The 13,365-nt window shown below is 72.6% G+C and carries 12 protein-coding genes and 1 pseudogene; 3 read left to right on the top strand and 10 right to left on the bottom strand.

Annotated features, from left to right (window positions below; translation table 11 throughout):
• Position 1 precedes the first annotated feature (1 nt).
• From AC5P09_RS43645 to AC5P09_RS43635, 3 genes are all read right to left on the bottom strand, one after another.
• Complete coding sequence (locus AC5P09_RS43645; RefSeq protein ID WP_493879244.1) at positions 2–1,405, bottom strand: type I glutamate--ammonia ligase; 1,404 nt, start codon at positions 1,403–1,405, stop codon at positions 2–4.
• Positions 1,406–1,444: 39 nt separating this feature from the next.
• On the bottom strand, positions 1,445–2,257 hold the full coding sequence (locus tag AC5P09_RS43640; protein ID WP_493879243.1) for an SAM-dependent methyltransferase: 813 nt from the start codon (positions 2,255–2,257) through the stop codon (positions 1,445–1,447).
• 113 nt (positions 2,258–2,370) lie between these two features.
• Positions 2,371–3,219: a hypothetical protein gene (locus tag AC5P09_RS43635; protein ID WP_493879242.1), complete on the bottom strand. Its 849-nt coding sequence runs from the start codon at positions 3,217–3,219 to the stop codon at positions 2,371–2,373.
• Positions 3,220–3,472: 253 nt separating this feature from the next.
• Between AC5P09_RS43635 and AC5P09_RS43630 the strand changes: the two genes are divergently transcribed.
• Positions 3,473–4,882 (top strand): cytochrome P450, encoded by a 1,410-nt coding sequence (locus tag AC5P09_RS43630; RefSeq protein WP_493879241.1) that lies wholly within the window; start codon positions 3,473–3,475, stop codon positions 4,880–4,882.
• A gap of 7 nt (positions 4,883–4,889) precedes the next feature.
• On the opposite strand, the gene AC5P09_RS43625 is transcribed toward AC5P09_RS43630, so the two are convergent.
• From AC5P09_RS43625 to AC5P09_RS43610, 4 genes are all read right to left on the bottom strand, one after another.
• Positions 4,890–5,585 carry a response regulator gene (locus AC5P09_RS43625; protein ID WP_493879240.1) on the bottom strand — a complete coding sequence of 232 codons (696 nt, stop codon included), beginning with the start codon at positions 5,583–5,585 and terminating at the stop codon, positions 4,890–4,892.
• A gap of 68 nt (positions 5,586–5,653) precedes the next feature.
• Positions 5,654–7,672, bottom strand: a complete 2,019-nt coding sequence (locus AC5P09_RS43620; protein ID WP_493879239.1) for an FtsX-like permease family protein — start codon at positions 7,670–7,672, stop codon at positions 5,654–5,656.
• Positions 7,673–7,704: 32 nt separating this feature from the next.
• Positions 7,705–8,427, bottom strand: coding sequence for an ABC transporter ATP-binding protein (locus AC5P09_RS43615; RefSeq protein WP_493879238.1), 723 nt, complete (start codon positions 8,425–8,427; stop codon positions 7,705–7,707).
• Between the two features lie 19 nt (positions 8,428–8,446).
• Positions 8,447–8,815: a DUF4333 domain-containing protein gene (locus AC5P09_RS43610; protein WP_493879237.1), complete on the bottom strand. Its 369-nt coding sequence runs from the start codon at positions 8,813–8,815 to the stop codon at positions 8,447–8,449.
• A gap of 182 nt (positions 8,816–8,997) precedes the next feature.
• Here AC5P09_RS43610 and AC5P09_RS43605 point away from each other — a divergent pair, with 182 nt between their 5' ends.
• Positions 8,998–10,146, top strand: a complete 1,149-nt coding sequence (locus AC5P09_RS43605) for a sensor histidine kinase (RefSeq protein ID WP_493879236.1) — start codon at positions 8,998–9,000, stop codon at positions 10,144–10,146.
• 82 nt (positions 10,147–10,228) lie between these two features.
• On the opposite strand, the gene AC5P09_RS43600 is transcribed toward AC5P09_RS43605, so the two are convergent.
• The 3 genes from AC5P09_RS43600 to AC5P09_RS43590 all read right to left on the bottom strand — a co-directional run bounded on the left by AC5P09_RS43600 (position 10,229) and on the right by AC5P09_RS43590 (position 12,175).
• Positions 10,229–11,044: an SAM-dependent methyltransferase gene (locus AC5P09_RS43600; protein ID WP_493879255.1), complete on the bottom strand. Its 816-nt coding sequence runs from the start codon at positions 11,042–11,044 to the stop codon at positions 10,229–10,231.
• 279 nt (positions 11,045–11,323) lie between these two features.
• A complete protein-coding gene (locus AC5P09_RS43595; protein ID WP_493879235.1) occupies positions 11,324–11,656 on the bottom strand; it encodes a DUF3140 domain-containing protein in 333 nt (110 codons plus the stop codon).
• 36 nt (positions 11,657–11,692) lie between these two features.
• The gene (locus AC5P09_RS43590) at positions 11,693–12,175 is read right to left on the bottom strand and encodes a Dps family protein (protein WP_493879234.1); all 483 of its coding nucleotides are present in this window, start codon (positions 12,173–12,175) and stop codon (positions 11,693–11,695) included.
• A gap of 181 nt (positions 12,176–12,356) precedes the next feature.
• On the opposite strand from AC5P09_RS43590, the pseudogene AC5P09_RS43585 reads away from it, so the two are divergent.
• Positions 12,357–13,221, top strand: a pseudogene (locus tag AC5P09_RS43585) (thiolase family protein); the annotation flags it as partial.
• Between the last annotated feature and the right edge of the window lie 144 nt (positions 13,222–13,365).

Here is a 13,365-nt window from a genome sequence, read left to right as displayed (position 1 = left end):
GTCAGTACTTCCAGCGGTACGCCGCCGCCACGCCCTCGTCGTCCAGCCCGGCGACGGCCGCGATCTCCCCCAGGCGTACGGCGATCACCGCGTCGGCGAGGACGGGGCCCAGCGCGGTCCGCGGCACCTCGTCGGCGCGGAACGCCTCGACCGCCTCGGACAGGGCGGACGGCAGCCGTCGTACACCCCGGGCCGCCGCCTTCTCGGCGTCGAGCAGGGCCGGATCCCCGGTGGTCTCCTCGGGCAGCGGCGCGGACGAGGTCAGGCCGTCCAGGCCGGCGGCGATCAGACCGGCGAGCGAGAGATAGGGGTTGGCGGCCAGGTCGACCGGCTTGACCTCCAGGTTCGCGGCCCGGTCGCGGACACCCGCCGTGCCCGTGATCACGCGCAGCGCCGCCTCGCGGGTCTCTCGGCCCCAGGCGGTGAACACCCCGGCCCACTGGGACGGTTTGAGCCGCAGATAGCTGGCCGGGCTCGGCGCGGTCACGGCGGTGAGAGCGGGCAGGTGGGCGAGCACCCCGGCCGCGAAGGACTCGGCCTCGGCCGTCATGCCGTACCGGCCGCTGCCCCCGGAGTGCAGGTTCGTGCCGTCGCGCCAGGCGGAGAGGTGGATGTGGCCGCCGTTGCCGACGCCCTCGGCGAGGACCGCCGGGGCGAAGGAGACGACGAGGCCGTGGCGCCCCGCCACCGCGCGGATCGTCTGCCGGACCAGCACGCTGCTGTCGGCCGCCGCCACCGGGTCGAGCGCGCCCACCGACACCTCGAACTGCCCGGCCGCGTACTCGGGATGGAGCTGCTCGACCTCAACACCCTGCGCCGCCAGGGCCGCCAGCAGGTCTGCGGTGTAGTCGCCGAGCTCGACCTGCCGGGTGGCGCTGTACGCCGGTCCCGTCGTCGCGGGCACGAAGTCCCCGTCGGCCGACGGCCCTTGACCGACGGCCCACTCGACCTCGACGCCCGCTTTGAAGGCGAGCCCGTGCCGCTCGGCGGCCTCTCGGACGATCCGGCGCAGGAGAGTACGCCCGCAGGCCGGATGCGGCTCGCCCTCCTGCGTGATCCGGTCGACCGGCGCCCACGCCCAGCCGGGCTGCCCGGCCAGCGCCACCAGTCGGTCCAGGTCGGGATACAGCCGCAGATCGCCGTCCGGTGAGCCGAGCACGTCGGTGGCGACGATCGAGTCGTCGGCGAGGAAGGTGTCGAACACGGGCGACATGCCGACGCCCCAGGTCACCGCCGCGGCGAGCCGCTTCGTCGGGACGGTCTTGACCCGGGTGACGCCCGCGGTGTCGACGTAGGACAGGACGATGCCGTGCACGCCCCGGCCGGCCAGCTCGTCGGCGAGTGCGGCGGCCCGTTCGGCCTCTCCGGGACGTCCGCCGGGGACGGGGTCGGCAAGGGTGGTCATACGTCCTCCACGACGAGCTCGGCCGGATCGGCGCCTGCGTCAGGGTTTCACGGCCACCGCGCCGAACTGCGGTACCACGACGGGGGAATCGGGCTCGGCACGCCACTGCGAGCACGACACCAGCCCCGGCTCCAGCAGCTCGAGTCCCTCGAAGAACGCGGCGATGTCCTCGCGGCTGCGGGCGCAGATCGGCGGCGTGGCGTTCTCGTTCCAGAACTTCATCGCCGGGATCTGGCCCTCGCCGCCGAGGTCGGCGTCGAAGGTGGGGTGCGTCAGGGCCAGGTAACTGCCGGAGGGCAGCTCGGCCATGACGCGGCGCGCGATGTCCCGCGCCTTGGCGGTGTCCAGGACGAAGTTGAGGATGCCCAGCATCATGACCGCGACCGGCTTGCTGAAGTCGAGGGTCTGCGCGGCCCGTTCGAGGATGGCGTCCGGGTCGTGCACGTCGGCGTCGATGTAGTCGGTGACGCCCCCGGTGGTGCTGGTGAGCAGGGTGCGGGCGTGCACCAGGACGATGGGGTCGTTGTCGACGTAGACGATCCGCGACTCGGGTGCGATCCGCTGGGCGATCTCGTGAGTGTTGTCCACCGTCGGCAGCCCGGTGCCGATGTCGAGGAACTGGCGGACGCCCTGCTCCTCGGCGAGGAACCGGACCGCCCGGCCCAGGAACCAGCGGTCGGCGCGGGCGATCTCCCGGATGATCGGGAACATCCCGGCGACGTGCTCGCCGACCTGCTGGTCGACCTCGTAGTTGTCCTTGCCGCCGATCCAGTAGTTCCACACGCGCGCGTTGTGCGCCACACCGGTGTTCAGCCTCGCCGATCCGCCGGACGGGGTGTGGCTCTCGCTCACGTCTTCGCTCCTTCTCGCGCCTGCTGCCGTCACCGCCATTGTGCCGTCCGATGATCAGCTTGTCCCGGAAACGGCCGAGCCGAAAGGCGGTTCGCAGGGGCGGGAGCAGGCGGTCAGTCGATCTCGCCGGGGTCCGCGGCCGGTGTCCGGCCCGCCTGTACGTCCTTCAGCCGCTGGGTGCCCTGCTCGACCGCCCGCTCGACCGAGTCGTCCTCGCCCCCGTCGAGACCGCCGGCGGTGACGGTGATCGCGTCGGTGCCGACCCGGACGACGGCGACGTCCAGGGTCAGGGTGGCCGGCGTGTCGGCGGCCGTGCCCTGCACGGTCACGTGCAGGCCCTGGCGGGCGTCGCCCACGTTCGGCACGGAGGTCTCGGTCACCTGGACCGTGCGCTCGTCGCCTGTGTCATCGGTCGCCGTGAACTGGTCGCACTCGGCGGGCAGGGTCTTCAGCCAGGCCAGGGACTCGTCGAGGGCCACCTTGTCGTAGGCGGCGACCTGCTGGAGAAGGCGGGAGTCACCCTGCTCGAAGCCCCTGAGCGCGCCCGCCCCGGACGGCTTGCCCAGCAGGTCGTCGCTGTAGAGGGTGTCGAGCAGTTGCCGGCAGTCGGCGGCGTCGGTCTTGGCGGTCAGGAACTCCGCGACGTCGACCTTGCCGACGAGCATGTTCTCGCGCCAGGAGGCGGCCTCCTTGTCGCCCACCTGCGCCCAGTCGTCCTCCAGGTCGGCCTCGGTGAGCAGTGCGGCCCGGGCCCCGGCCGCGGTGAGGCGGCCGGCCGGCGAGGTGGTCGGCGAGGCGGTGGGCGACTTCGCGGCCAACGGCGAGGCGGCGACTTCCGCGGCCGCGGAACCGCCGTCGCTGTCGCCGCCGTCGTCCGAGCAGGCCGCGGTGGCCATCAGCGCGCCCGCCGCCAGGGCCGAGGCGAGGAACCGGACGGAACGCGAGGACGGACGAGCGGTCATCGAGGGTGCCTCCTGAGAACGGGGTACGTCTCCTCAGCGCACCACCGGCCCTCTCGGCCCACCAGCGCACGGGCCTGTTCGGGTGAGGAGTGCGCCACGTGGTGGGGCGACTTGAGGAGAGGTTGCGCGTTTCTCATTACCGGCGGGTACCCCGCTGTGTGATGCGCGCGATGCCTGAGGTACCGTCTCACCGGTCCGCAAGCACTCACAGGCTGCAGACCGCTACGCGCGGTGGCGAAGGGGCGGCAGAACCATGGAGTTCCACCTGGTCGACGAACGGGAGCCGGTGCCGAACGGCGCGCGGCTGGAAGCCCTGGACCCGGAGCCCCTGCTGACCCGGGACTACGAGACGCGTCCCGGGCTCGTCTACGAGCGGCTGCGACAGCGCCACGGTCCGGTCGCGCCGGTCGACCTGCTCGGCGTGCCCGCGTGGCTCGTCCTCGGCTACCGCGAGTCGCTCGAGGTACTGCAGGACGACGCCGGGTGGCCGAAGGGTCTGGAGAACTGGCGGGCCCGGTCGGAGGGCCTGGTGCCCGCCGACTGGCCGCTGGGCCCCTCCCTCGAGGTCAACCACGTGCTGATCCAGGGCGGTTCGGGCTACTCCGCGCTGCGCACCGCCTGGGACGCGGCTCTCCGGCCGTTCCAGGATCCGCGGCACCCCCAGGCCAAGCGGCTGAAGTCGGCCGTCACGGTCTACGCCGACGAGCTGATCACTCTGCTCGCCCAAGGCGGCGGCACCGGCATGGCCGACCTGTCGGCGCAGTTCTCCCGACCGCTCCCGCTGATGGCGGCGAGCCACCTGCTCGGCTTCCCCGGCTCCCAGGGCGACGACGCCCTCATGGACATGTGGCGGGTGCTGGACGCGGGCCCGGACGCCGAACCCGCCCTGGAGCGGCTTCTGAAGACGCTCTCGGAGCTGGCCGCCGCCAAGCTCGAGCGACCGGGGGACGACTTCCCCTCCCACCTGCTGGCCGCCCATCCCGACCTCTCGGTCGACGAGCTGGCCCGGGAACTGTTCATGCTGCTCGGTATGACCTCCGACCACGTCGGCATCCTCATCTCCAACACCGTGGTCGAGGTGATCTCCGGAGAGCGCGAAGGCGGAGTGCGCACCACCCTGTCCGCGGGAATGGTCCGGGAGACCATGAACCGGGTGGTCATGCGCAAGCCGCCCCTGGTCAACTTCGTCCCGCGGTTCGCGACCGCGGACACCCGGCTCGGGAACTACACCATCCACGCCGGCGACCCCGTGTGGGTGTCCTCCGCCGCCGCGCACGCCGACCCCCTCTTCTCCGGACAGATGACACCGGGCTCCTCCACCATCAGCAGCAGGGCGCACCTCTCGTGGGGCGCGGGGCCCCGCCAGTGCCCGGCCCGCGAACTGGCGTCGACGATCGCGGCGGCCGGAGTGAGCCGCCTCTTCGAACGGTTCGGGCACCTGGAACTCGCCCTCCCCGTCGACCAACTGCCCTGGCGCTCCTCGCCGTTCATGCGAGGGCTGCGCTCGCTGCCCGTGCGCTACGAGCTCACCGCATCGCCCGCACGCTATGTCCCGGCGCTCCCGGAGGCCGAGACGCCCGCGGCGGACGTACCGGACCAGGCCGCCAAGCGGCGGTCGTCGCTGTGGCGGTACCTGACGGGCCTCATCCGCTCGGACGGCTGAGCACCGGTCAGGATCCGGCCCGTACCTGCCCGTTCTGCCACGCCCAGGCCGCGATCTCCACCCTGTTCCGCGCCGCCAGCTTGAGCTGGACGCTGGACAGGTGCGTCTTGACCGTGGACAGGGAGACGTACAACTCGGCGGCGATCTCCGCGTTGGTGCGGCCGAGGGCGACCAGGCGGACCACGTCGAGTTCGCGGTCGGTGAGGGGTTCGGCGGGGGACGCCGGACGGGCCGGGGCGCTCGGCTGCGGGGTCTCGGTGACGTGTCTGAGGAGACGGACGGTGACCGACGGGGAGACCAGGGAGTCGCCGGCCGCGGCCGCACGGACCGCCTCCGCCAGCAGGGTCGGCCCCGAGTCCTTGAGCAGGAACCCGCACGCGCCGCCGCGCAGCGCCCCGTACACGTACTCGTCGAGGTCGAAGGTGGTCACCACGACCACCCGCATCGGGTCGGCGACCTGAGGCCCCGCCAGCATCCGGGTGGCCTCCAGCCCGTCCAGCTTCGGCATCCGGATGTCCAGCAGGCACACGTCCGGCCGCACCTCGCGGGCCAGCGCGACGGCCTCCTCGCCGTCGGCGGCCACGGCGACCACCGTGATGTCGGGCTGCGCGTCCAGGAAGAAACGGAAACCGGTACGGACCATCTCCTGGTCGTCGGCGATGAGGACACGGATGGGGGCGCCGGTCGGGGTGGGGCTCGTCATGGCTCGATCATGCCTCAGGGGTTGGAGGGGGAGGGCCTGCCGACAGGTGCGGCGGGCCCCGGCGCTCATCAGTCCGCGGTCGGGGCCGGACCGTCCGTGACCTTCCGCAGCAGCGGTCTGCTGCCGGCGATGGCGGCGAACATCGCCAGCGCGCCGACGACCACGCAGGCGGCCAGCTGCAGGGCGCCGGTGGTGTTGATCGTGACGTCGGCCGCCTTGTTGAGCTGGTAGGAGCCGTAGACCCCCATCGCGGTGGTGCCGCCGGCCAGGACGACCAGGGGGAGGACCGTCTCGCGCACCCGGGCCCGGTTCAGCACCCGCAACGGGGTCCCGGCCAGCCGCAGCAGGCCGTACACCCGCCGCCGGTCCAGGACGTTCGCCGCCGCGGTGAGTCCGGCGGAGGCGGTCGCCAAGGCGAAGCTCAGGGCCAGGGTGGCGGTGCTGACGTCGGAGACGCGGTCGATGGCGATGCGGTCGGGCGCCGTCGCGTAGTCCCCGGTGTACGGGGGCGTGCCCGCCGCGACGGACGTGAGGGCGGTGACGGCCGCGTCGATCCGCTCCGTACCGCCGACGACATGGGCGATCAGCCCCGGGTTGCCGCCCAGCAGGTTGCCGGAGTCGTCGGCGCCGCCGGTGGTGACGGTCGCGGCGACGCCCGCGCGGTCGAGCAGTGTCCGGGCCTCGGTGGCGGCGAGCCGGGCGTCGGCGGGGCTCGGGGCGACCACGGCGACCTGGTCCCCGTAGTCCGGGCTGCCCAGGCTGCCCAGCTGGCTCACGGAGAAGAATCCGGCCACGAATCCGGCGAGCACCAGGCCGCTGACGGTCCGCCAGGCGCCGCGCGGGTCGTCGCTGAGCCGCCGCGCGGCCAGCAGGGTCGCCGGGCGGCGGGCGAAGCGGCTCACGATCCGGCCCAGCCGGTCCACGACCCAAGGCCCGAACAGCCAGAACGTGCCGTAGAACAGCCCCAGCAGGACCAGCGCCTGCCGGGGCGACAGCTCGCCGCTGCCCGCGGACTGCCATATGTAGAGCAGGGCCACCGCGAACAGAGCGAACCGGATCCAGCGGGTGCGGCGCGGGTTCGCCTCCTGGGCCACGCCCAGCGGCGTGGTCGCCACCTGGCGCAGCATCGACACCGCGCTGACGGTGAGGAGCACCGTGACACCGGCCACCACAGCGGCGAACCACGGCAGGCCCACCCACAGCTGATCGGTGTACCAGCCGCCGACGCCGTACGGGACCTCGGCGAGGACCGGCAGCAGCGCCACGTACGCGAGCGCGCCCGTCACGGCACCGGCCGCGCCGACCGCCGCCGCCTCGACCGCGGTCATCGTGAGGATCTGCCGGGGCGTGGCCCCTGCCAGACGCAGCGCGGCCAGCCGTTGCTCGCGGCGGGCCGCGCCGAGCCTCCCGGCCGCCGAGGACAGCACGACCACGGGCATCGCCAGCAGCACCAGACCCAGCAGCACCATCCCCTTGTCCAAGCCCGTGAGCAGGGGCTTCTGCGTTCCGGAGAACCCGGAGATCTCGGCACGGGCGCTCTGCCCCTCGTCGAACCACGGGGTGCTGCCCTCGGCCGCCGCGGACACCGCCGGGTCGCCCGGCGCCCGGCCCACCACGGCGACCAGTTCGTCGGGCGAGGCGAGACCGGCGGCGCCGATCGTGCCGTACGACGTCACCTTCGGGAAGCGGTCGGCCAGTTGGTTCGCGGGGAGCTCGCGCAGCAGTGCGGCCAGGGCGGGGGAGACGTACACCTCGCCCTTCTTCGGGAAGACGCTCAGGCCGGGCGGTGCGGGAGTGGTCCCGCGGCCGGGCAGTCGGGCCAGCGAGACGACGGTCACGGGCTCGTGGCGGACGTACGTCGTGGCGAGCGCCTGGACGGCGGTGGCCCGCTTCGCCGGTACGGCGTCGGGGGTGCGCCAGGTCGTGTGGTCGGCGCGGATGCCGGCGCCGGAGGTGGCGGCGATCATCACCAGCATGACGAACGCGCCGACGGCGGCGGCCCCGGCCGCCAGCAGCTGGCTCTGCAGGCCGCGGCGGCCGGAGGACCGGGCCAGATGCCAGGTCAGGGGCAGGACGGGGGAACGCATCGGTATCTCCGGAGGTTCTGGGCGCGAGGGTCTCAGGCTGCCGTGTACTGGGTGTAGTGGGTGATCAGGCCGTCCCGGACCTGGAGGATGCGGTCGCAGTGGGCAGCGACATCCGCGTCGTGCGTGACCATGACCAGGGCGGCGCCCTGCTCGCGGGTGACCGAGGTCAGCAGCCGGACGACCTCCGTGCTGGTGGTCTGGTCCAGGGCGCCGGTCGGCTCGTCGGCGAAGACGACGTCCGGTTCGACGACCAGGGAGCGGGCGATCGCCACCCGCTGGGCCTGACCGCCGGACAGCTGGCCGGGCCGGCGCTTCTCCAGCCCGTCGAGGCCGAGCGGGGCGAACCAACGGCGGGCCCGCTCGACGGCCCGCGCGCGGGGTGTGCCCTCCAGCATCAGCGGCAGAGCCACGTTCTCCTCGGCGGGCAGCTCCGGCAGCAGCTGGCCGAACTGGAAGACGAACCCGAAGCGCTTCCGGCGCAGCGCGCTGCGCCGGTTCTCGCCCAGCTTGTCGATGCGCTCCCAGCCTTCGGCCGGGGGGACCCCCGTCTCGCTTCGCTCGCCGCGCAGCAGCACCTGCCCGCCGTCCGGGCGGACGATCCCGGCCAGGATGTGCAGCAGGGTGGACTTGCCGGACCCGGACGGGCCCATGATCGCCAGCGAGTCGCGCTCGCCGACCTCGACGTCCACGCCGGACAGGGCGGTGGTGGAGCCGTACTTCTTCACGAGGCCGTGACCGGCCAGAACGGTGTTCATGATGTGGCGGGGCCCTTTTCTAGCGCTCGAACTTCCAGGTGACGGAGTGGGCCGTGGCCTTGACCACGGTGACCGGTATGTCGACGGTCTCCCCGTCGCTCTTCTTGCCGGTGCAGGTGACGGTGGCCCCGGCGACGGCCTTGAGGCCGGTGGGACAGGTGATCCCGGAAACCTTCGCCCCGACCCAGGGCAGCGGGTGGTACTTGCTCTCGGTGCGGCCCGCGACGATGCCGGCGGCCAGTGCCCGGTGTCCGCCGACGGACACCGCGGAATCGTCGTTCAGCCCGGTGGTCGACTGTGTTCCGGACAGCAGATGGGTGCCGACACCGAAGACGGCCGCGACGGCGGCGGCACCGCCGGCGGCACCGACGAGGAACTTGCGCTGCATCACGTACTCCTGAGGGCTCTGATGGCTGGGGCGCAGGCTGCGGCTCCGCCTGCTGAGGAAGTGGCTCCACCCTCGCCCGCGCACCCGGCCGCGCGCCTCGGCCATACGGTCAGGGTTCGCCCGGTGCCGCCTCGACCGTTCGGCCGATCCCGCCGCCGTCCGCGCCGCATACCGTGAGCGGCATGAGATCCGTTTCTCCCCGGGGCCTGGCCAGGGGCTTCGGCGTCGGCGCCCTGCTCAGCGCGGCGACCGTCGACCTGGCCTACGCCGCCGGCCAGGACGCCGGCGCCTGGCCGGCCGCGGTCGTGCTGCTCGTCGGCGGCGCCGCCGTGCTGTGGCCCGCCGACCGGCGCCCCGCCTGGCTCACCCCGCAGGTGCGCACCGTCGTGCCCGCCGTGGTCTCCGGCCTCTGCACACTGGCCACGGTGGAGTACCCGGAGGCCCTGTTCGGCCCGGGCGAGCTGACCATCCTGCTGTGCCTGCTCTTCATCGCGGTACGGCACTGTCCGCGCGGATCGGTCGTGGCGTGCGGCGCGCTCGTCGGCGGAGCCGTCCTGGCTCTGCCGGTGCGGGCCCTGCGCAGCGAGCCGGACACCATGCAGGGCTTCATGCTGATCGCACTGGTCCTGATCGGACTCACCGCCGGGTTCGCCGCCTATCTGCGTTCCATGGACTACCGCCGGACCGTGGCCGTGAGTGAGACCCGCCGCTCGGAGCGCCTCGCCATCGCCGCCGACCTGCACGACTTCGTCGCTCACCACGTCACCGGGATCCTCGTCCAGAGCCAGGTGGCCCGCATGATGGCCGACTCGCGGCAGGACGAACTCGACCCCGTCCTCGCCGGCATCGAGCGCGCCGCGACCGAGGCGCTGGCGTCCATGCGCCGCACGGTCGGCGTGCTGCGCGACGCCGGCACCGACCCGGCCGACCGCCGCCCGGTGGGCGACCTCGCCGGCATCGCCGACCTCACGGAGGGCTTCGCCGGCCCCCTCCAGAAGGTCGCTCTGCTCCGTGACCCCACCGTCCACGACGACCTCCCGCACGAGGTGCAGGCGGCCGCCTTCCGCGTCGTCCAGGAGGCGCTGACCAACGTACGGCGCCACGCGGGCGACGCCACCCAGGTCACCGTCCGCCTACGCCACGACGAGGGCCGGCTGGAGGTGTCGGTCACGGACGACGGCCGCGGCGGCAGCCAACTCCCGGACGCCGCACACGGCGGCGGCTTCGGCCTCGTCGGCCTGAAGGAGCGGGTGACGGCGCTGGGGGGCGACCTGCACGCGGGGCCGCGCGGCGGGCACGGCTGGGAGGTGCGGGCGGTGTTCCCGACGTGAGGGGATCGGAGGGTGCGGACGACTGTCGCGCAAGCGGAGTGAACGGGTTGGCGTCAGGGCGTCGGTGTCAGGGGCGTCGGTTTCAGGGCTTGAGGCCGACCGCGCCGTACAGCGACACGAGCCCCTCCCCGTCGGGCTTCTCGCCTTCCGCGGTGAGCTCCGGATGCCAGTCGGCGACCGACACGATTCCCGGCTCCATCACTTCAAGCCCCTTGAAGAATCCGCCCATTTCGGCCTGCGACCGGGCCACCAGCGTCACCCCGCCCGCCGCATAGGCGGCGATGCCCCGCCGTACGTGCTCCGGCTCGAAGTCCGCCGTCATCGCCGACAGCACCAGGCAGCTGCCCGGCGCGAGGGCCTCGACGAGAGTGTCCACCAGCTCGTACGCGCCGTCCTCGTCCGCGACGAAGTGCAGCAGGGCGATCAGGGACAGGGCGATGGGCCGGTCGAAGTCGAGGGCGCGGCGGGCCTGTTCGAGGATGCCTCGTGGATCGCGCGCGTCCGCCTGGAGATACTCCGTCACGCCCTCGGGAGTGCCGTGCAGCAGAGCCTCGGCGTGGGCCAGGACGATCGGGTCGTTGTCGACGTAGACGACCCGGGCGTCCGGAGCGACCGACTGGGCGATCTGGTGGAGGTTGGGCTCGGTGGGTATGCCCGTGCCGATGTCGAGGAACTGGCGGATTCCCGCCTCCCGAGCGAGCCGGCGGGTGGCCCGGTGCATGAACCGGCGGTTGGCGTGGGCCGCCCGCGGGGCTCCCGTCTCGATGGCCATGATCTGCCGGCCGAGTTCCTCGTCGACCGGATAGTTGTCCTTGCCGCCGAGGAACCAGTCGTAGACCCGCGCCGGATGGGGTCTGGTGGTGTCGATCCGGCTCGGACCGGTCCGATTCGTAGCGATCTGGCTCGTAGCGGTCTGGCTCGTATCGGTCCGGCTCGTGTCGATCGGGCTCGTGTCGGTTCGGTGGACGGCCGGCTCGGTCACGCCGTACTCCTCTGCTCGACAGGCCCGCGGAACACTCGGCAGGCGGTTCGAGCAGTCTGGCACGATCATGCGACGTGGCAGAGGCGGTCTTCGGCCACCTGTTCGGCCAAGCGCCGCCGCGTCAACGCGGCGGCGGGCACGGCCGGTTCGGCCACTTCGACCGGTCCGGCGGGATCGGCCGTCGTGGCCGGTCGGTCACGGCTTGAGCGGGTCGTGGCCGATCGTCATCAGGCGCTGGCGGCGGGCCGTGTCCTCGGCCGTCGGCTCGTTCTCCATGTCCGTCTCTTCGACCACGGTGTCGACGACCTCGTGCATCACCCTGAGGTCGTCGTCGGTGAGATCCGTGCGCCGCTTCTGCAGGATCGCGAGGACGTGCTGCCCCGTGGGCGTACCCGCGTTCTCCGGCAGCGGCTCCGTGTGCTCGTCGGCGTCGCGGACCCGCAGCCACGCGGCCAGCTCCTGCGAGGTCATGTTCACCACGCGGTGGAAGTCCTCCCACAGCGCGTCGAGTTCGAGGGCGTCGGTCATCGAATGCCCCTTCGTACGTATCGGTTCGGGCGCTGGTCAGCTGTCCTTGGGCCAGTTCTCCGCATCGAACATCCAGCGCTGCTTCTCCAGTTCGGCGGTGACCGTGATCAGCAGGTCCTGGGTGACCGGGTCGGCCTTCTCGGTCGCCTCGATGCGCTCGCGCAGCCGGCCGATCGCCGCCTCCAGGGCCTCGACCATCACCTCGACGACGTCCGAGTCACGGACCCAGCCGTCCTTCGGGCCGGGCAGGGTGAACGCCGACGCGATCGTCTCCGGCCGGCCGTCGGGCGGCAGGCCGAGCGCCGAGGAGCGTTCCGCCACGGTGTCGGCGAACTCGCGTGAGGCCGTGACCACTTCGTCGAGCTGGAAGTGGATCGAACGGAAGCGCGGGCCCACGACGTTCCAGTGCGCCTGCTTCCCGATCAGGGAGAGCCCGAGAAGGTCCACCAGCGTGCTCTGCAGTGCGTCCCCGGTGACCTGACGGGCGGCTTGGGGAATCGTGCTCTTCACGACAGTCATACGGTGCTTCTCCTTGCGGCGTCGTCTCTGGTGGTGCGGAGCAGTGCGTCTCGCCCTCCTCCTCGCGGCAACCACTCCATGGCGGCGCGGGTGCCCAGGGCGAACCGGTGCAAACGCCTCGCCGGGGATCTTCACCTGGAGTCGCAGGGGGGTCTGTAGTCAAAAACTAGCATCGCTAATTAAGACCGACATCGTGCTCGCCGGCGGCTCTGAGTCGATGAGCCGCGCCCCCTTCGTACTGCCCCGCCCCGACGAGGCCCTGGCGCACCGGATGGAGACCGTCGACACCCGGCTCGGCCGGCGCCTGGTCAACCCGGCGATGAAGGAACTCCACGGCCTGCTCGCCATGGGGGAGACCGCGGAGGAGGTCGCCGAACGGTACGGCGTACCCGTGAGCGGCAGGACGCGTTCACGCTGCGCAGCCACCGGCTGGCCGCGGACGCCCGCAAGAACGGCCACTTCGACGACGAACTGCTGCCGGCGGAGCGCCCGCCGGCGTCGTCGTCGACCGCGACGAGTGCATTCGCGAGGACGCCTCGCCGGAAAAACTGGCGCGGCTGAAGCCCGTCTTCCGGGAGGGCGGCACGGTCACGCCGGGCAACGCCTCGCCGATGAACGACGGCGCCGCCGGACTGCTCCTGGTCAGCGAGGAGGCCCTGAACGAAGTCGGCCTGGAGTCGCTCGGCCGCTACGTCGCCGGTGCCTCGGCCGGTGTCCACCCCGACGTGATGGGCATCGGCCCGGGACCCGCCACCCGCAAGGTGTTGGCCCGCGCCGACTGGAGTGTCGGCGATCTGGAGGACGCCGAGTTCAACGAGGCGTTCGCCTCCCAGACCCTCGCGTGCGTGGATCAGCTCGGCATCGACCCGGACCTGGTCAACCCGAGCGGCGGCGCGATCGCCCTCGGCCACCCGCTGGGCTCCTCCGACGCCCGCATCCTCACGACGCTGCTGCACCGGATGCGGCGGACGGGAGCGGGGCGGGGGCTGGTGGCGATGTGTGTGGGCGTGGGACAGGGGAGTGCGGTGCTGGTGGAGCGGCACTAGGGGGTGTTTCGAAAGTCCCGCACAGCACCCACGGCGCCCGGCACGCACCCTCGCCGCACCGGCCGAGAGCCCAAGTACGTCCGGGCCATCGACGGGGCCTTCCGTCCGGCACACCGAGAGCACGCACCGGACACCGCGGGCACC

The organism is Streptomyces sp. a15 (assembly GCF_059026085.1).
The sequence above is the reverse complement of the archived record's forward strand: the minus strand, read 5'-3'. Positions and strand labels throughout refer to the sequence as shown.